This is a genomic window from Streptomyces sp. DSM 42067 (assembly GCF_055792885.1).
Genome location: NZ_CM147706.1, coordinates 7939220 through 7956168 on the forward strand (window position 1 = coordinate 7939220; position 16949 = coordinate 7956168).

At 71.1% G+C, this 16949-nt stretch carries 16 protein-coding genes; 7 read left to right on the top strand and 9 right to left on the bottom strand.

Going from position 1 to position 16949, the window contains the following annotated elements; translation table 11 throughout:
• The first annotated feature begins 81 nt into the window (after positions 1–81).
• Complete coding sequence (locus ACSMXV_RS35525; protein WP_473175210.1) at positions 82–696, top strand: TetR/AcrR family transcriptional regulator; 615 nt, start codon at positions 82–84, stop codon at positions 694–696.
• Positions 697–885: 189 nt separating this feature from the next.
• On the opposite strand, the gene ACSMXV_RS35530 is transcribed toward ACSMXV_RS35525, so the two are convergent.
• Complete coding sequence (locus ACSMXV_RS35530) at positions 886–1860, bottom strand: DUF2510 domain-containing protein (protein WP_473175211.1); 975 nt, start codon at positions 1858–1860, stop codon at positions 886–888.
• Positions 1861–2104: 244 nt separating this feature from the next.
• Here ACSMXV_RS35530 and ACSMXV_RS35535 point away from each other — a divergent pair, with 244 nt between their 5' ends.
• Positions 2105–4771: an ATP-binding protein gene (locus tag ACSMXV_RS35535; protein ID WP_473175212.1), complete on the top strand. Its 2667-nt coding sequence runs from the start codon at positions 2105–2107 to the stop codon at positions 4769–4771.
• A gap of 603 nt (positions 4772–5374) precedes the next feature.
• On the opposite strand, the gene pcaDC is transcribed toward ACSMXV_RS35535, so the two are convergent.
• The 7 genes from pcaDC to ACSMXV_RS35570 are packed head-to-tail and all read right to left on the bottom strand — an operon-like array spanning position 5375 to position 11892.
• Positions 5375–6514 (bottom strand): bifunctional 3-oxoadipate enol-lactonase/4-carboxymuconolactone decarboxylase PcaDC, encoded by a 1140-nt coding sequence (gene pcaDC / locus ACSMXV_RS35540; RefSeq protein ID WP_473175213.1) that lies wholly within the window; start codon positions 6512–6514, stop codon positions 5375–5377.
• Positions 6511–7848, bottom strand: coding sequence for a 3-carboxy-cis,cis-muconate cycloisomerase (gene pcaB, locus ACSMXV_RS35545; RefSeq protein ID WP_473175214.1), 1338 nt, complete (start codon positions 7846–7848; stop codon positions 6511–6513). Before pcaB ends, pcaDC begins: the two co-directional genes overlap by 4 nt.
• Positions 7845–8432 (bottom strand): protocatechuate 3,4-dioxygenase subunit alpha, encoded by a 588-nt coding sequence (gene pcaG / locus ACSMXV_RS35550; protein ID WP_473175215.1) that lies wholly within the window; start codon positions 8430–8432, stop codon positions 7845–7847. The genes pcaB and pcaG overlap by 4 nt, the downstream gene beginning before the upstream one ends.
• Before the next feature lie 5 nt (positions 8433–8437).
• Positions 8438–9208: a protocatechuate 3,4-dioxygenase subunit beta gene (gene pcaH / locus ACSMXV_RS35555; RefSeq protein WP_473175216.1), complete on the bottom strand. Its 771-nt coding sequence runs from the start codon at positions 9206–9208 to the stop codon at positions 8438–8440.
• A gap of 37 nt (positions 9209–9245) precedes the next feature.
• On the bottom strand, positions 9246–10448 hold the full coding sequence (locus ACSMXV_RS35560; RefSeq protein WP_473179174.1) for a thiolase family protein: 1203 nt from the start codon (positions 10446–10448) through the stop codon (positions 9246–9248).
• Positions 10449–10453: 5 nt separating this feature from the next.
• Positions 10454–11110: a CoA transferase subunit B gene (locus ACSMXV_RS35565; RefSeq protein WP_473175217.1), complete on the bottom strand. Its 657-nt coding sequence runs from the start codon at positions 11108–11110 to the stop codon at positions 10454–10456.
• Positions 11110–11892, bottom strand: coding sequence for a CoA transferase subunit A (locus ACSMXV_RS35570; RefSeq protein WP_181660287.1), 783 nt, complete (start codon positions 11890–11892; stop codon positions 11110–11112). The genes ACSMXV_RS35565 and ACSMXV_RS35570 overlap by 1 nt, the downstream gene beginning before the upstream one ends.
• Positions 11893–12117: 225 nt before the next feature.
• Between ACSMXV_RS35570 and ACSMXV_RS35575 the strand changes: the two genes are divergently transcribed.
• Positions 12118–12585 carry a MarR family winged helix-turn-helix transcriptional regulator gene (locus tag ACSMXV_RS35575; protein ID WP_473175218.1) on the top strand — a complete coding sequence of 156 codons (468 nt, stop codon included), beginning with the start codon at positions 12118–12120 and terminating at the stop codon, positions 12583–12585.
• A gap of 55 nt (positions 12586–12640) precedes the next feature.
• On the opposite strand, the gene ACSMXV_RS35580 is transcribed toward ACSMXV_RS35575, so the two are convergent.
• Complete coding sequence (locus ACSMXV_RS35580; RefSeq protein WP_473175219.1) at positions 12641–13675, bottom strand: DUF3048 domain-containing protein; 1035 nt, start codon at positions 13673–13675, stop codon at positions 12641–12643.
• A 142-nt stretch (positions 13676–13817) separates the two neighbouring features.
• On the opposite strand from ACSMXV_RS35580, the gene ACSMXV_RS35585 reads away from it, so the two are divergent.
• From ACSMXV_RS35585 to ACSMXV_RS35600, 4 genes are all read left to right on the top strand, one after another.
• A complete protein-coding gene (locus tag ACSMXV_RS35585) occupies positions 13818–13892 on the top strand; it encodes a putative leader peptide (RefSeq protein WP_473179175.1) in 75 nt (24 codons plus the stop codon).
• A gap of 231 nt (positions 13893–14123) precedes the next feature.
• Positions 14124–15185, top strand: a complete 1062-nt coding sequence (locus ACSMXV_RS35590; RefSeq protein WP_473175220.1) for an ABC transporter substrate-binding protein — start codon at positions 14124–14126, stop codon at positions 15183–15185.
• Positions 15182–16045, top strand: coding sequence for an ABC transporter permease (locus ACSMXV_RS35595; RefSeq protein ID WP_473175221.1), 864 nt, complete (start codon positions 15182–15184; stop codon positions 16043–16045). Before ACSMXV_RS35590 ends, ACSMXV_RS35595 begins: the two co-directional genes overlap by 4 nt.
• Entirely contained in the window at positions 16021–16860 is an 840-nt protein-coding gene (locus tag ACSMXV_RS35600; protein ID WP_473175222.1) for an ABC transporter ATP-binding protein, read from the top strand. The genes ACSMXV_RS35595 and ACSMXV_RS35600 overlap by 25 nt, the downstream gene beginning before the upstream one ends.
• The last annotated feature ends 89 nt before the right edge of the window (positions 16861–16949 follow it).

Below are 16949 nucleotides of genomic sequence, written 5' to 3' on the forward strand. Positions count from 1 at the left end.
ATACGCTGCCGTACCGGTACGCTGTCGTATCGATAAGGTGAGGAAGACCACCCGACGAGGAGAAGAGCCAGGAGCGGGACCATGACGTCGCAGTCGGCAGATGCAGTGAGTTCTTCGCGCCGCTCCAAGATCACGCCGGAGCGCGAGCAGGAGTTCTACGACGCCGTGTGCGAGCAGCTCCGGGAGCACGGCTATGGCTCCCTGACCATGGAGGGCGTCGCTGCCAGGAGCCGCTGCAGCAAGTCGACGCTCTACCGGCAGTGGAAGACCAAGCCCCAGCTGGTCGCCGCCGCGTTGCGCGCCTACAGCCGTACGGGGCTCGGGGACATCGACACGGGCAGCCTGGCCGATGACCTGCGTGCGGTGATGCGGTTCGCGGGTGAGCGCTCCGGCAGGGACACCCAGCTCATGCAGGCGCTCGGCCACGCCGTCCTGCAGGACGAGGAGCTGCGGCGCGCACTGCGCGAGGCGGTCGTCGATCCGGAGATCGGCGTGATCGAGGAGATGGTGCGACGCGCCGTGCAGCGTGGCGAGATCCCGGAGGACCATCCGGCCGCGGAGTTCGTCAGCGCACAGCTGCTGGGCGTGTTGCGTGCCCGTCCTCTCCTGGAGGGGTGTGACGCGGACACGCCGTATCTCATGCGCTTCCTGGAGGCCTGCGTGCTGCCCGCGCTAGGACTGGCCCGGAACGCCTGATCGTCAGGCCGCCGCCCCCGGATGGCAGGGCGGCGGTCTGCCCGCGCCGCACCGTGGGGACGGGGGCGGCGCGCACCCCCGGCCGGGCGGAGTCCCTCCTGAGCGGAGAGGGACCCCGCCCGGCCTCTCAAGCGCCGCGGCCCTGCGCCCTGCGAGAGACCGGACAGTGCCCAGGCCCTTCGGGAGCGCTCAGACCTCCCGCCCGTTGCCGCCGCCTCCGGATGCGGCCTTGATCCCCTTCGTGATCTCGTCGATCACCGACACCTTCGGGGCCTCGTCGCTGACGTCGATTCCGAAGCGCACGACGACGAGCGTGTCCTTGTCGGCCGGTGACGGGAACGCGAGGGACTCGACATAGCCGTCGTCGCCCTTGGCCGTGACGACCTTCCAGCGGACCTGATAACCCTTCTGGCCCGCCACGGTCACCGCCTTCGACACCAGCTCGTCGTGCGAGGTGACCTTGCCGTAGATCTTCCCGCCGTAGGACTCCTCGGCGTTCTTCTCGATGTCGGCCTTGGCAGCCGCCTCCGCGGTGGTCGCCTTGATGTCCAGTGCCGCCGCCGGCACGGAGAACGCCCCGCCGCGCACGCACGACTCCGACGTGTCGCCCGGGCACTTGTACGTCCCCGTCGTCACCCCGGCGCCGACCGCCCCGGACTGACCGTTCCAGCCGTCCGGAACGGGAAGGCTGATACCGCTCGCCAGGTCGGTCGCAAAGCCGTCCTCGGTCTGAGGGCCGCCGGACGGACCGCCGGACTCGGGCGCCCGCGGCGCACCGCTCTCTCCGCCCGGCCCGCCACCCGGCCCGCCCGGCAGCGACGGCGCGCCGGAAGGCGCCGAGTCCGCCCGGTCGCGGCCGCCTCCAGCGTCGTCGGACGTGAGGGCGTAGACACCGCCGACGATGCCCGCCAGCACCGCGAGAGCCACACCGGCGCCGATGGCCGTACGCAGGCCGCGGCGCGGGGACTTGGCCGGATACACCGGGTACGCCGGATACGGCGGGGCCCCGGACGGCAGCGTCGGGGGACCCCAGGCACCGGCGGATCCCACGGGACGTGTCTGGTCCGTCCACACACTGCCGTCCCACCACCGTTCGGTGCGGGGGCCGTCACTTGTCTGCCCGGGGTCGGGGTACCAACCCGGAGGAGGAGTCACCTGCGTCATGGACGCCACAGTATGAGCCCCGCCTGAAATCCCCATGAGAGGGACGCCGATCGGCGCGAAGAAGGGACGGTGAGCGCCATGATGCGCGGGCGAACCCAGGACGTCGGTCTGGACAAGTCCACCTGTCGACAAGACGTTTGCCCTGATGCGGCGGAAGGTGCCCCGACCCCCTCACCTCAGGGGCGGTCCTCCCGCTAGGCTCGATTCCCGAACGTCGACTCACCGGGTTTCAGGGGGTAGCGGAATGACGCAGGGCCGGTCTGGACGGTTCGTCCCAGCCCCGCTCTGGGAGCGCGACTCCGAAATCGCCGAGGCCGCGCAGACGGTCGACGCGCTCCACTCCGGCGCGACATCCGGCAGCCTCCTCGTCTACAGCGGCGAAGCGGGCATCGGCAAGACCGCGCTGCTCACCGAGATCGGCCGTATCGCCGAGGGCCGCTGCACCGTATGGTCCGCGCGCGGCGGCGAGACCGTCACCTCCGTCCCCTTCTACGTCCTGCGCCAGCTGCTGCAGCCCGCTCTCGTCGCACTCTCCGAGGGAGCGGCGCGCGAGTACCTCGGCGACTGGTACGACATCGCCGGGCCCGCCCTCGGCATCGCCCAGCCGACGGGCCGACAGGCCGACCCGCAGGGCGTGTTGAACGGCCTCGTCGCCGTGGCCCGCCGCCTCGCCCGGCTCCACTGGCCACTCGTGCTGCTGATAGACGACGCGCACTGGGCCGACCAGGAGACACTCCAGTGGCTCGCCGCGTTCGCCGAGCGCCTCGACGACCTGTCCGTGCTCGTCGTGGTCGCCCACCGGCAGCGGGACACCGCCGACGAGAACGCCCGCCAACTGGAGCGGATCGGCGCGGCAGCCCGCCCGCGCACCAGCCTGCGCGCCCTCACACCCGACGCGACGACGGGCCTCACCCGCGCCACACTCGGCGAGCACGCCGACGCCCCGTTCTGCCGCGAGGTCTGGGCGGTCACGGGCGGAAACCCGTACGAGACGGTGGAGCTGCTCGCGAAGGTGCAGGACAGCGAGTTGGAGCCCGTCGAGGCCTCCGCGGCCGAGCTGCGTACGCTCAACCGCTCGGCACGTGGCCGCGGCCTTATCGACCGGCTCGAGGCACTGGGCACCGACGTCACCCGGTTCGCCCGGGCCGCCGCGATCCTCGGCACCAGCATCGCGCTCGAGCTCGCGGCCTCGCTCGCCGGGATGAGGCACGACGAGGCCCGACGCTGCGCGGAGGTACTGCGGACCGCCCGTATCCTCACCGGCGGCGAGGACGAGGACGGCAGCGAACTGCTGGAGTTCGTGCACCCGCTGATCGCCAGTACGGTCTACCGGTCCATCCCGCCGGCGACCCGTACCGCGCTGCACGGCCACGCCGCATGGGCCGTCACCCAGTCGGGCCGGGGCGCCGCTGCCGCCGCCCGCCACCTCCTCGAAGTACACCCGGACGACGACCCGGAGCTCGTCGAGCAGATGCGCGAAGCCGCCCGCGAGCACCTCGCGGTGGGCGCCCCGGACGCCGCCCGCCGCTGTCTGGAGCGAGCCCTGCGGGAGCCGCCGCTGCCGGACGTCCACGCGCGCGTGCTCTACGAACTGGGCTGCGCCACCTTCCTCACCTCGCCCGCCACCACCATCGGCCACCTGCGCGAGGCGCTGGCCGTGCCCGGCCTGGAAGGTCATCTGCGGGTGGACGCCGTGTGCCGCCTCTCGCAGGCGCTCGTCCACAACGACCAGCTGGAAGAGGCCGTCCGCATCGTCGACGACGAGGCCGCACGCCTGGAACCGGGGCCCGCGCGGATGCGGCTGCTCGCCATGCACTACCTGTGGGAGGGCATCCATGCCGGCGAGCAGGACTCGCCCGGCCGCTCCCGCAGCCTCGCCGAGCTGGCCGGACCCCTCACCGGCCGCGACAACTCCGAACGCGCCCTGCTGATCCTGCGCGCCTTCGACGCGATGGCGCGCGGCGAGAACGCCGAGGAAGTCGTCGAGTTCTGCGACCGGGCGCTCGTCAACGGCAGCCTCGCCCCCGGCCTCGGCTGGACCGACACCGAATGGGGCTTCGAACTCCTCCTGATGCTCGGCGTCTCCTACCTGTTCGCGGACCGCGTCGACCGCGCCCACAGCCTGTTCACCGAGGGGCTGCGCGCCTACGAGACCGCCGGGTGGAGCGGCGGCCACCTCGCCTTTGCACATGCCAGCGTCGGCTATGTGCACCGCATACGCGGAAAACTCACGGAAGCCGAGGCGTATCTGCGCGAGAGCCTGCGCCTCGCCGACCGTGTCGGGCGCGGCCTGCCCATGCACTGGGACGCGGCCTGCATGCTCATCGACACCCTGCTGGCCCGCGGCCACGTCGACCAGGCACAGGAGATCGCCGACCGCTACGGCTTCGCACCGCCCTACCCGTCCACGATCGTCGTGCCGGACGCCCATTCCGTACGCGGCCGGCTGCTGATCGCCTCGGGACGCATCAAGGAGGGCGTGACCGAACTGGAGGCGGCCGAGAACGCGGCCGCGGCCCGCGGCGGATACAACCCGATCATGGCGCCATGGGCCGGCGACCTCGTCCGCGCGCTCGCCGCGGACGACCCGGGGCGCGCGGCCGGCATCGCCGCCGCTGCCCGGCGCCAGGCCGAGCGGTTCGGCACGGACACCGCGATCGGCGAGGCCCTGCGCTGCGCCGCGGCCCTGGAGAGGGGACCGCGGTCCGTCACCCTGTACGCCAAGGCCGCCGCCCACCTCGAGGCATCGCCCTGCGCCTACGAACACGCCGTGGCCCGCGTCGAGTACGGCATAGCGGCCCGCTCGGTCGCCGAACTGACCCGCGGCCTCACCCTGGCCCGCTCCTGCGGCGCCGACGGCTTGGCGGCCCGGGCGCAGGAAGTGCTGGATACGGGTCGGGGGCTGCACTGAGGCGGCCCACTCGGCCTGACCCGAGTGGGCCTCCACGGCCCGCGCTCAGCCGACGGCGGTGGCGTTCGTGCACGCCGGGAGGGGCTTCGGAGCTTGTCCTGCGGCTTCACGGGTCGCGTTGACGGTGACCGCGGTGCGTACACGTGAGCGGGGTCCGTCGCTTGCACCTTGTGGCTCGGACGCTGCGCTGAGGCGAGCCGTCGCGGCGTCCGCCGACGCCGGTGCAGCCTCGGCGGGCGCCACAGCGTGGGGAGTTCCTCCGCTACGACGGACCGGTGTGCTGCGCGCCGTGCGCTGTGCTGTGGATGACGGGTGGCCCTGGGCCCTGTCGTCAAGCTCCCTCCCCCAGCTACCGCTGGGAGGTGCCCCCAGCCCCGCGACGCCTGATGCGGCTCCGGCGTGGGAGGTACCCCCAGCGGCGTCCGGCGCCCGGGCGCTGCACTCGCGCACTCTAGCCACGCGGACGATGTCCGGCCTTGTCCGACGATGACCCGGCTGTGCCTATGTCTCGCAGGCGCACCGTCATCGCCCGTGCACGGCCCTGTCCGTCACGCGCCATGATTGTTCTCCCGCAGGCCATGCCCTCGTCCGGCCGGACGTCCGTCAGGACTCCGCCGCCTCCTCCTCGGCCAGCACCCGCTGGGCCACCGCGAACGCCGAGTTGGCCGCCGGGACACCGCAGTACACGGCGGTCTGCAGCAGCACCGCGCCGATCTCCTCGGGCGTCAGACCATTGCGCCGGGCCGCTCGCACATGCATGGCCAGCTCGTCGTAGTGGCCGTGCGCGACCAGCGCCGTCAGGGTGATCATGCTGCGCTCGCGGCGCGCCAGGGTGGGGTCCGTCCAGATCTCGCCCCATGCGTAGCGCGAGATGAAGTCCTGGAAGCGGGCGGTGAAGCCGGTCGTCCGCGACTGGGCACGGTCCACGTGCACGTCGCCGAGCACCTCGCGGCGGACGCGCACGCCCCGCTCGGCGTCGCCGTCGAAGTGCGCGCGCAGCGCCGTGAGTACGGCCTCGGGCCGCTCCGCGGGAGCGAGATGCGAGGCACCGGGGAGCTCGACGAGCATGGAGCCGGGCACCGCGTCGGCGATCTCCCTCAGATGGGCGGGCGGAGTCGCCGGGTCCTCACGGCCCGCTATCAGCAGGGTCGGGGCGCTGATCGAGGACAGCTCGTCCCGGATGTCGAAGGCGGCCAGCGCGTCACAGCATGCCGCGTACGCCTCCGGGGCCGCGCTGCGGTGGTCCTCCACCAGGCCGGGCACCGTGAAGCCGGGCGTGAACCAGCGGGTCGGCGCGTTGTCCGCGAGCGCGCCCAGCCCCTCGCGGCGTACGAGCGCGGCACGCTCCTCCCAGGGCGCCCGCCCGTTGAAGTGGGAGGAGGAGCAGATCACGGCCAGGCTCGTCAGTCGCTCCGGGTGGTGCACGGCCAGGTGCAGGCCGACGGCCCCGCCGAGCGAGACCCCGGCGTACGCGAAGCGGTCGATGCCGAGCGAGTCGGCGAGGGAGAGGACGAGTTCCGCCAGTTCGTCGACCGTGGCGCCCGGGCCGATCAGGTCGGCTGGGGATCCGCCGTGGCCGGGCAGATCCCAGCGTACGACCCGGTGGGTGACGGCCAATTCGGGCGCGACGGCGTCCCACAGGGCGGTGGAGGTGCCGAGCGAGGGGCCGAGGATCAGCGGGGGAGCGGTGGCAGGACCCTCGGTGCGGTGGTGCAGCAGCTTGCCGGTGGGCTTGGTGTTCAACGTCGCTCCAGGGCACGGTCGGTGAGGACTCCGGCGGAGCCGGTGTAGCGGGTGGGGTCGGTGAGTTCGGTGAGATCCAGGCCGGCGAGATCCGGTGCCTCGGCGAGGATGTCTGAGAGCGCTCTGCCCTCGCTCCGGGTGCGCTTGGCGGCATCGGTGAGCAGCGCCTTCGCGCGGGCCCGGCCCAGATGCGGGGTGAGCTCGGCGGCCAGCCGCTCCGAGACGATCAACCCGTGGGTCATGTCCAGGTGTTCGCGCATCGCCTCCGAGTGCACCTGGAGGCCCTCGGCGAGCTCGGCGGCATCACGCGCCGCACCGCCGGTCAGCCGGAGCAGGTCGCGCAGCGGCTCCCACTCGGCGTGCCAGGCGCCCGCCGGGCGCTCGTCCTCGGCGGCGAGCGACCCGTACAGCGTGGCGGCGAGGTGCGGGGCGCGGCGTGCGGCCGCCGCGATCAGCGTGGAGCGAACCGGGTTCGCCTTGTGCGGCATCGCGGAGGAGCCACCGCCGGTCCCTTCCGAGAGCTCGCCGATCTCCGTACGCGAGAGGGTGAGGACGTCGGCCGCCGGCTTGCCGAGAGCGCTCGCTGTGAAGGCGAGAGCGGACGCGAGGTCGGCGATGGGAGTACGGAGGGTGTGCCAGGGCAGTTGCGGCTCGGCGAGGCGGAGTTCGCTGGCGTAGGCGGTGACCAGGGCTTCCACGTCGGGAAGGCCGGCACCGAACGCCGAGAAGGCGGCCAGGGTGCCCGCAGCGCCGCCGAGTTGGGCGGGCAGTCCGTCCCGCACCGCCCGCACCCGGTCCCGTGCGTCCAGCACCAGCGAGCGCCAGCCCGCCGTCTTCAGGCCGAACGTCGTCGGAACCGCGTGCTGGGTGAGGGTGCGGCCCGGCATCACCGTGTCGCGGTGGGCCGCGGCCAGCCGGGTCAGGGCCTGCTCCGTGCGGGCCAGGTCGGTCAGGACCACGTCCAGCGTCCGCGAGGCGACCAGCATCATGGCGGTGTCCATGATGTCCTGGCTCGTCGCGCCCCGGTGCACATACGGCGCGTACTCCGCGGGCACGGCGGCGGTGAGGTCGCCGACCAGCGGGATCACCGGGTTGCCGCCGCCCCGCGCGCGCAGCGCGATGTCGCGTGCGTCGAAGTGGGCGGCGTCGGCCGCTGCGGTCACCGCGTCGGCGGCATCAGCCGGGGCAAGACCGGTGGCCGCCTGGGCGCGGGTGAGTGCGGCCTCCGCGTCGAGCAGCGCCTGGAGGAAGGCGGAGTCGCTGGTAGCGCTCTCAGCGGGGGAGCCTGCCCGCCCGGGGGCGAGCAGGCCGGCGTCGTGATCGACGGATGTCACTGGAACTCCAGGAAGACCGTTTCGCCTTCGCCCTGAAGGCGGATGTCGAAACGGTACGTCCGGTTCTGCTCCTCGGCAGCGACCAGCGTGGCCCGGCGATCCGCTGACAACGCGTCCAGCAGCGGGTCGGCGCCGTCCGTCAGGTATGCCCGCGTGTACAGGTGGTGCAGCAGACCGCGCGCGAACACGCACACGCTGATGTACGGCAGGCCCGCGTTGCCGGGCGGAAGCGTGTACAGCGCGTAGTGCCCGTCGGCGTCCGTGGCGACCCGGCCGAAGCCGGTGAAGTCGATGCCGTTGCGGCCCAGGAACCCGCCGGTCACCGGGTCGCGCCGCAGCGAGCCGGGCGCGCCGTTCAGCGAACCGTCCGGACCGGCCTGCCAGAACTCGAGTATCGCGTCCGGCACGGGATTGCCCTCACCGTCCAGCACGTACCCGTGCAGGGCGATCGTGTCGGGGTGGCCCTTGGGCGCGACCTGCTCGCCCTCGGGGAACGGGAGCGCGTAGCCGTAGAAGGGGCCGACGGTGTGGGACGGGGTGGGCAGCAGCGCCGTCTCGCTCGTGTTGCTCGTCGTCTCGCTCATGGTGCTTATCGGCCTTCCTCGATCCAGGTGGCGGAGGGACCGTCCAGGACGATGTCCCATTCGTAGCCGAGCGAGAACTCGGGCTGCGACAGGTCGTGGTTGTACGTCGCGACCAGGCGGTCGCGGGCCGACTCGTCCGTCACCGACCGCAGGATCGGGTCGTAGCGGAACAGCGGGTCGTTCGGGAAGTACATCTGCGTCACGAGGCGCTGTGTGAACGCGGAGCCGAACAGCGAGAAGTGGATGTGGGCGGGGCGCCACGCGTTGGTGTGGTTGCGCCACGGGTACGCGCCCGGCTTGATCGTGGTGAACGAGTACCGGCCCTCGTCGTCCGTGAGGGTGCGGCCGACACCGGTGAAGTTCGGGTCGAGCGGCGCCGGGTGCTGGTCGCGCAGATGCGCGTACCGGCCGGAGGCGTTGGCCTGCCAGATCTCGACGAGCTGGCCGCGCACCGGACGCCCGCTGCGGTCGAGCAGCCGGCCCGAGACCGTGATGCGCTCGCCGAGCGGCTCGCCCTGGTGCTGGATGGTCAGGTCGTTGTCGATGTCGGTGATGTCGGTCGGTCCGAACACCGGTCCCGACAGCTCGACCGTCTCCGGGTCGCCGCCGTTCACGGCGACCAGCGGCTGCTTGGGGTGGCGCAGCAGGGAGCTGCGGTAGGGGGCGTAGTCGCGCGGCGGGTGGTTCTGCGCCGGAGCACCGGCGGCCACTGCCTTGTCGTACGCGGTCTGGAGGTCGTTGACCTCGATGTCGATGTCCGACTGAGTGAGAGCCATGGGATTCCTGGGCTTCCTGCCGTACGGGGGACGGGGGTCAGCGTTCGAGGACGAGGGCGAGGCCCTGACCGACGCCGATGCAGAGGGTGGCCACGCCGGTGCCGCTGCCCGCGGCGGCCAGCTGGTGCGCGACGGTGCCGGCGAGGCGGGCACCGGAGGCGCCCAGCGGGTGGCCGATGGCGATGGCGCCGCCGCGCGGGTTGAGGATCGTCGGGTCGAACTCGGGCCACTCGGCGACACAGCCCAGCACCTGGGCGGCGAACGCCTCGTTCAGCTCGAGCGTGGTCAGGTCGCCGAAGGTCTTGCCCGCCTTCGCGAGGGCCCTGTTGACCGCCTCGACGGGAGCGAGACCGAAGTAGTGCGGGTCGATCGCGGAGACGCCGCTCGCGCTCACCCGGGCCAGCGGCTCACGGCCGGTGGCCTTCAGGCCCTCCTCGTCGACCAGCAGAAGGGCGGCCGCACCGTCGTTGAGGGGGGAGGCGTTGCCCGCGGTCACCGTGCCGTTCTCCTTACGGAAGGACGGCTTCAGCTTGGCCATGGCCGCGAGTGACGCTTCGGGGCGCACGCACTCGTCGCGGCCGAAGACGACCGGCTCGCCCTTGCGCTGCGGGATCGACACGGAAGCGATCTCGCCGTCGAACAGGCCCGCGGCCTGCGCGGCAGCGGCCTTCTGGTGCGACGCGAGGGCGAACTCGTCCTGCTGTTCCCGGCTGATCTTGTGCTTCTCGGCGATGAGCTCGGCCGACTCGCCCAGCGGGATGGTCCACTGCGGGTCCATCTTCGGGTTGACCATGCGCCAGCCCAGCGTGGTCGAGTACAGCTCGGTGTGCCCGGCCGGGAAGGGCTTGTCGCTCTTGGGCAGGACGTAGGGGGCACGGGTCATCGACTCGACGCCGCCGGCCAGGGCGATGGAGGCGTCGCCGAGCGCGATGGCCCGTGCGGCTTGGATGACGGCCTCGAGGCCGGAGGCGCACAGCCGGTTCACGGTCACGCCCGGAACCGAGGTGGGCAGCCCCGCGAGCAGTCCGGCCATGCGGGCCACGTTGCGGTTCTCCTCGCCGGCGCCGTTGGCGTTGCCGAAGAACACGTCCCCGATACGGGCGGGGTCCAACTCGGGCGTACGGGCGAGGAGTTCACGGATGGCGTGGGCGGCCAGGTCGTCCGGGCGGACGCTCGCCAGGCCCCCGTTGTACTTGCCGACCGGCGTACGGACGGCGTCGACGATGTAGACGTCCCGCAGGCTCATCACTCGGTCCCTTCGGTGAGCTCTTCGGCGATGCGGACCTTGGCCGCGGTCTTGGCGGCGATCTCCTCGGCCGACACCCCGGGAGCGCTCTCAACGAGCACGAGACCCTCGCCGGTCACGTCCAGTACCCCGAGGTCGGTGATGATGCGGCCCACGCACGCCTTGCCGGTGAGCGGCAGGTCGCACTCCTCGACGATCTTCGGGGAACCGTCCTTGGCGGTGTGGGTCATGACGACGATGACCTTGCGGGCGCCGTGCACCAGGTCCATCGCCCCGCCGATCCCCGTGATCATCTTGCCGGGGATGGCCCAGTTGGCGAGGTCGCCGCCCGCGGAGACCTGCATGGCGCCGAGTACCGCGACGTCGATGTGCCCGCCGCGGATCATGCCGAACGACAGCGAGGAGTCGAAGTAGGAGGCGCCGGGCAGGACCGTGACGGTCTCCTTGCCGGCGTTGATCAGATCCGGGTCGACCTCGTCCTCGGTCGGGTACGGGCCGACGCCCAGGATGCCGTTCTCTGACTCCAGGACCACCTCCACGCCCTCCGGGAGGTAGTTCGGGATCAGCGTCGGCAGTCCGATGCCGAGGTTGACGTACTGGCCGTCCTCGAGCTCGCGCGCCGCACGCGCGGCCATCTCCTCGCGCGTCCAGGCCATTACTCGCTCACCGTCTCTCGTGCCGCAGGCGCGGAAACCGTGCGCCGTTCGATGCCCTTGTCGGCGGCCTGCTCGGGCGTGAGAGCGATCACGCGCTGCACGAAGATGCCCGGCAGATGCACCTCGTCCGGGTCGATCTCGCCCGGCTCGACCAGCTCCTCCACCTCGGCGATGGTGACCTTGCCCGCCATGGCCGCGAGCGGGTTGAAGTTGCGGGTGGACTTGTTGAAGACCAGGTTCCCGTGCCGGTCACCCTTGGCCGCCCGCACCAGGGCGAAGTCAGTACGGATGCCGTGCTCGAGGACGTACTCCACGCCGTCGAACTCGCGGACTTCCTTCGGCGGCGACGCCAGCGCGACGCCGCCCTGGCCGTCGTAGCGCCACGGCAGACCGCCGTCCGCGACCTGCGTGCCCACGCCCGCCGGGGTGTAGAAGGCGGGGATGCCGCAGCCGCCGGCCCGCAGCCGCTCCGCGAGCGTGCCCTGCGGGATCATCTCGACCTCGAGCTCGCCGCCCAGGTACTGGCGGGCGAACTCCTTGTTGGCGCCGATGTAGGAGCCTGTCACCCGGGAGATGCGGCCCGCGGCCAGCAGGATCGCAAGGCCCGAGTCCATCGCGCCGCAGTTGTTGGACACCACGCCGAGGCCCGAGACCCCGAGGTCGTACAGCGCCTTGATCAGTACGTTGGGCACGCCGCTCAGGCCGAACCCGCCGACGGCGAGTGTCGCGCCGTCGGGCACGTCGGCCACGGCCGCAGCGGCTGTGGCGACCACCTTGTCCATCCGTGAAGCCTCATCTCTTCGAGCGCTCAGTGCCCTGGCACGGCATAATTAATCAGGGCACTGACTATTTCCGCGAGGTTTCACACAAGCTGCCATCCGATCGTTGAACCGTCAAGGCCCCAGGAGAAGGGCCTTCAGTAGCTCGACAGGGGATGGGCTGGGGTTGAGTATTGTTCAGTGCACGAACGGAATCGGACGACGGACAGACCTGGTGGAGGAACGCATATGGCTGCCGCGGTGGACCTGACCACCCATCCCGGGCACCTGGCCCGACGGCTGCAGCAGGCCCACTACCTGCTGTGGAACTCGATGGTCTCCGAGGAGATCACCTCGCCGCAGTTCGCCGTCCTGAACGCGCTCGTCGCCGAGCCGGGGCTCGACCAGCGCACCGTGGGCACGCGCGTGGGCCTGGACCGCTCCACCATCGCTGAGGTCATCAGCCGGCTCATCCGCCGCGGCCTGCTCGACAAGGTGCGCGACCCGCAGGACGGCCGCCGCTATCTGCTGCGGCTGACCGACGACGGTGTGCGGACGCACCGCAAACTGATCCTGCGCACGGCCCGTATGAACCAGGTGTTCCTCGCCCCGCTCTCCGCCGATGAGCAGACCGTGTTCTTCGACCTGATCCGGCGCGTCGCCGACTCCGCGGAGGGGCTGCGAAATCCCGGGGAGCCGCTGGTGGCGCAGTCCTGAGGGGTGCCGCTCGAGGCCGGTGCGGGCGCAGGTCCGGCTGTGGGGACGCGAGCGCTCACGCCTTCACGAATACGACCCACACCTGGCCGGGAGCGAACGACATCCGCTTTCCCTCCGTCGTGGTGAACTCCGTCCCGTCCTCGGCCGAAGAGCGCTCCCAGCGAGTGTCGTAGGCACGGCCGTCACGGAGTACGGTCGCCGACCCCTCGCCCACCGTCTCCGAGAACGGGGACACATTGCCCCAGCGGTCGTGGAACCGGGAGTCCCGCACGGCGACGTACTGGACGACGACGGTGGAGGCGGCGAGCCGCTTCCCCTCGGCCGTACGGGCGGCGGTTCCGTCCATGGCAACCAGCCACTTCTTCTGGTCCGCGGACCAGGTGAAGGTGAAGCGGGCGGCAGGCAAGCGGACCGTCCGCTCCCTGGTCACCGTGCCGCCCTCCGGCGCCGCACCGAACTCGAACCCGGTACTCGCGAGCCCACCCGGCTTCGGCGCCGGATTCAGCGCTGCCGGGCGTAGATAGAGGTTGTACGGTGCGACCCGGTCCGCGCCCCGGAAGTAGGCGCCCGACGGGGCCTTGCCGGGAGCCATGGCGCTCAGTGGCGCCGCATCGATCAGCGGTTGCAGCTTCGACTGCGCGCCCGAGTAGGCGAGCGTCGGACGGTCGAACTGCCGCAGCAACTCCAAGTCCGTCTCGCGTGCACTGCGCACCGGCCCCACGACGGACGGAAGCCGCGTCGCGTACACGGCCATCAGCCTGCTCAGCCCGCCCTCCACCTGCTCGACGTACACGACGTCGGCCGCGTCAAGGCCGGTCTGCGGACGCGCCTGACGCACGTTGTCGATCTTCACTGCCAGGACGGGGCCATCGCGATCGCCATCGCCATCGCCGCCGGGCTCGGAACTCTCGGGCGCCGGCGTCCGCTCACCGGGACGCGAGCCCTCGTCCGGACCGCCACCTGTCGTGCAGCCCACGGCCAGCGTGGTCAGTACCGCCACCGTTGCCGTCCAGCGACGTATTCGCGTCAGCGCTCCACTGTCCACACCGGCCCCCGTGTCCGCGTCCTCGGTTCTTCTGCCGATGGACATACCCCCTTTGGGTGGACATACCCCGATGCCGGTCGGCCGGGTGTAACGCCCGCATGGCAGAAGTACAAAGGCGGTATTGCGGCATGGCGTAAAGCAGGAAGGGCTCTTGACCGTTCCTTGGGTCATGGATAACTTCGGCGGCATGTGGATATTTCAGTGCTTCACGCAGCGGCGCGCTGTCGATCTGATGCGCGTCTCCGGCGCCCTGTGTCGCTGACCTTCGTAGGTCTCAGTCCGTTGCTCTGCGGACGCTCTTGGCCACGCCCATAATCCGCATTTCCCAGCGCTCCCAGCGCTTCCTTTCCATGCCTTCGTGCAACTTCCCGCAGAACTCCGTGAGGCCCGTACCGAACTCCGTGAGGCTCGTACAGACTTCGAGGCTCGTACGGACCTCCGTGAGGCTCCTGCCGATCTCCTTGAAGGTCCTGAAGAACCGGGGAACACGCCCATGTCCGTACGCACACGGGTCGCGCTCAGCGCTGCCCTGATCGCTCCACTGCTGCTGGCCGGCTGCGCCGGCACAACGGCATCCACCGCCGAGTCGAAAAACGTCGCCGACGTCAAGATTCCGGAAAAGGTGGATCCCGACACGACACTCACTATCGGGTCGCCCGAAATCCATGTCGCCCTGAAACTCTCCGGTGAGATAGACAAGCTGCCCTTCAAGGCGAAATGGGCCAATCTCAGTGGCGGACCCCAGTGCTCCGAGGCATTCAGGGCGCATTCACTGGACGTCTGCTCAGCTGCGGAAATCCCTTCGATTCACGCTCACTGGACGGGTCTCGATACGAAGCTGGTGGCCGCCGAATTCCGCAAGGACCCGATCGACCACCCTACGTACGAACTCGGCATCGCCCCCGGTGCCGATATCGACACCCTGAAGGACCTGCGCGGAAAGAAGATCGCCTACAGCCCCGGGCAGGCCCAGGGCGCCCTCGTCCTGCGCATCCTCGCCAAGGCCGGGCTGACCAAGGAGGACGTGGAACTCGTCGAGCTGCCCAGCACCGGCGACGTGTATCCGACCGCTCTCGGCAGCCGCCAGGTCGATGCCGCCCCGCTCGGCAGCGTCAACATCAAGCGCTATCCCGCGAAGTACGGCAAGGACGGCGCAAAGACCATTCCGCACGGACTTCGCGACGATCCCGGCCATCTGTGGGTGCCCACGGAGGCAGTGAGCGATCCCGAAAAGGCGGCCGCGATACGGGAGTTCGTCAAGTTCTGGGCGCGCGCACAGGTATGGATCGACCAGCACCCGGACGAGTGGATCGAGGGCTACTACGTCAAGGACCAGGGACTGACGCGCGAGGACGGCGAGTATCTCGTCAAGCAGAACGGGCACCCCGACATCCCCGCCGACTGGACCTCGGCCATCGAGCGCCAGCAGGGGACCATCGACCTGCTCGCGAAGGAGACCGGCAAGGAGACCTTCGACGCGGAGACGCTCTTCGACCGGCGCTACGAGTCCGTCGCGGCCGACGCCATCAAGTCCGATGCGGAGGACGGCTCATGAGCGCTCACGCACCCACTCTGACGAAGACCCCCGTGACGGCCGCGGAGGCCGCGTCCACCGCCGCCGCTCCCGGTGGTCCGCGCCGCCGCCGTCTCGGCCCTGGCCGGCCGATCCGCTACGGCTGGGCGCTCGGCCCCGCGCTGCTGCTCGCCGTCTGGACGGCCGGCTCCGCGTCCGGGCTCATCGACCCGCGCAACCTCTCCGCGCCCTGGACCGTGGTCTCCACGGCCGGGGACCTCATCGCCGACGGACGCCTCCAGTCGAACCTCGCCACCTCCGCGCAACGCGCCCTGCTCGGGCTGCTGTTCGGCGTCGCCGCCGGGCTCGCCCTGGCCGTCGTCTCCGGGCTCAGCCGGCTCGGCGAAGGCGTCATCGACGGTCCCGTGCAGATCAAGAGGGCCATCCCGTCGCTCGCCCTCATCCCGCTGCTGATCCTCTGGTTCGGCATCGGCGAGTCGATGAAGGTCATCACCATCGCTCTCGGAGTGTTCGTGCCCATCTACATCCACACCCACAACGGGCTGCGCACCATCGACAACCGCTACGCCGAACTTGCCGAGACGGTGCGCCTCAGCCGCCCGCAGTTCCTGCGCCACGTCGTCCTCCCGGGCGCCCTGCCGGGCTTCCTGCTCGGCATGCGGTTCGCGGTCACCGCCGCCTGGCTGGCGCTCGTCGTCGTCGAGCAGGTCAACGCCACCAGCGGCATCGGCTACATGATGGAACTCGCCCGCACCTACGGGCAGACCGACATCATCATCGTCGGCCTCGTCGTCTACGGCCTCCTCGGCCTGGTCTCGGACGGACTCGTCCGGCTCGTGGAGAGGAGGGCCCTGTCATGGCGGCGCACACTGGCGGGCTGAGCACCGGCACGGCCCCGGGCGCGAAGAACACCGGCTCGGGCTCGGGCGTGGGGCTCACCACCGGTACGGCCGGGGGAGTGGTTCGTATCGCCGGTCTCGTACGCGCCTTCGGTGACCGAAAGGTCCTCGACGGCCTCGAACTCTCCATTGCCGCAGGCGAGTTCGTCGCCCTGCTGGGCCGTAGCGGCTCGGGCAAGTCCACGCTGCTGCGTGCCCTGGGCGGGCTCGACCACGAGGTCACCGGCACCGGCGAGATCATCGCCCCGGCCGAGGTCTCCGTCGTCTTCCAGGACGCCCGGCTGCTGCCGTGGAAACGCGTCCTCGACAACGTGGTGCTGGGACTGACCGGCCCCGACGCCCTCGACCGCGGACGCGCGGCACTCGCCGAGGTGGGCCTCCAAGGCCGCGAGAAGGCCTGGCCCGTGGAGCTCTCCGGCGGCGAACAGCAGCGCGTCTCGCTCGCCCGCTCCCTGGTCCGCGAACCCGAACTGCTCCTGGCGGACGAGCCGTTCGGCGCCCTCGACGCGCTCACCCGCATCCGTATGCACACCCTGCTCAGGCGACTGTGCGAACGGCACCGACCCGCCGTACTGCTCGTCACGCACGACGTCGACGAGGCCATCGTCCTCGCCGACCGGGTCGTCGTCCTGGACGAGGGCCGCATCGCCGCCGACGTTCCCGTCGGGCCGGCCGTGGCGCGCCGCCACGGCAGCCCGGAGTACGCGGCGCTGCGCGACGAACTGCTGGCGCGGCTGGGGGTCGACCCGGTGGCCGAGGAGAGCGGGCATGAGCCGCCGTCACCTTCTCGGCCGTGAGCGGCCGAGCTTGTGTGCCCGGTCGTTCACACCTTGTCGCGCTCCCGACTGCCCCCTACGACAGGGCGGTCACGGGTCGCATCTCCCGC

What these genes read in the sequence shown, in the direction of transcription:
- ACSMXV_RS35575 (WP_473175218.1), top strand. Translation starts at nt 12,118, where the DNA reads ATGGCTGCCGCGGTGGACCTGACCACCCATCCCGGGCACCTGGCCCGA.
- ACSMXV_RS35565 (WP_473175217.1), bottom strand. Translation starts at nt 11,110, where the DNA reads ATGGCCTGGACGCGCGAGGAGATGGCCGCGCGTGCGGCGCGCGAGCTC.
- ACSMXV_RS35525 (WP_473175210.1), top strand. Translation starts at nt 82, where the DNA reads ATGACGTCGCAGTCGGCAGATGCAGTGAGTTCTTCGCGCCGCTCCAAG.
- ACSMXV_RS35595 (WP_473175221.1), top strand. Translation starts at nt 15,182, where the DNA reads ATGAGCGCTCACGCACCCACTCTGACGAAGACCCCCGTGACGGCCGCG.
- ACSMXV_RS35530 (WP_473175211.1), bottom strand. Translation starts at nt 1,860, where the DNA reads ATGACGCAGGTGACTCCTCCTCCGGGTTGGTACCCCGACCCCGGGCAG.
- ACSMXV_RS35580 (WP_473175219.1), bottom strand. Translation starts at nt 13,675, where the DNA reads ATGTCCATCGGCAGAAGAACCGAGGACGCGGACACGGGGGCCGGTGTG.
- ACSMXV_RS35535 (WP_473175212.1), top strand. Translation starts at nt 2,105, where the DNA reads ATGACGCAGGGCCGGTCTGGACGGTTCGTCCCAGCCCCGCTCTGGGAG.
- ACSMXV_RS35570 (WP_181660287.1), bottom strand. Translation starts at nt 11,892, where the DNA reads ATGGACAAGGTGGTCGCCACAGCCGCTGCGGCCGTGGCCGACGTGCCC.
- ACSMXV_RS35600 (WP_473175222.1), top strand. Translation starts at nt 16,021, where the DNA reads ATGGCGGCGCACACTGGCGGGCTGAGCACCGGCACGGCCCCGGGCGCG.
- ACSMXV_RS35590 (WP_473175220.1), top strand. Translation starts at nt 14,124, where the DNA reads ATGTCCGTACGCACACGGGTCGCGCTCAGCGCTGCCCTGATCGCTCCA.
- pcaG (WP_473175215.1), bottom strand. Translation starts at nt 8,432, where the DNA reads ATGAGCGAGACGACGAGCAACACGAGCGAGACGGCGCTGCTGCCCACC.
- pcaH (WP_473175216.1), bottom strand. Translation starts at nt 9,208, where the DNA reads ATGGCTCTCACTCAGTCGGACATCGACATCGAGGTCAACGACCTCCAG.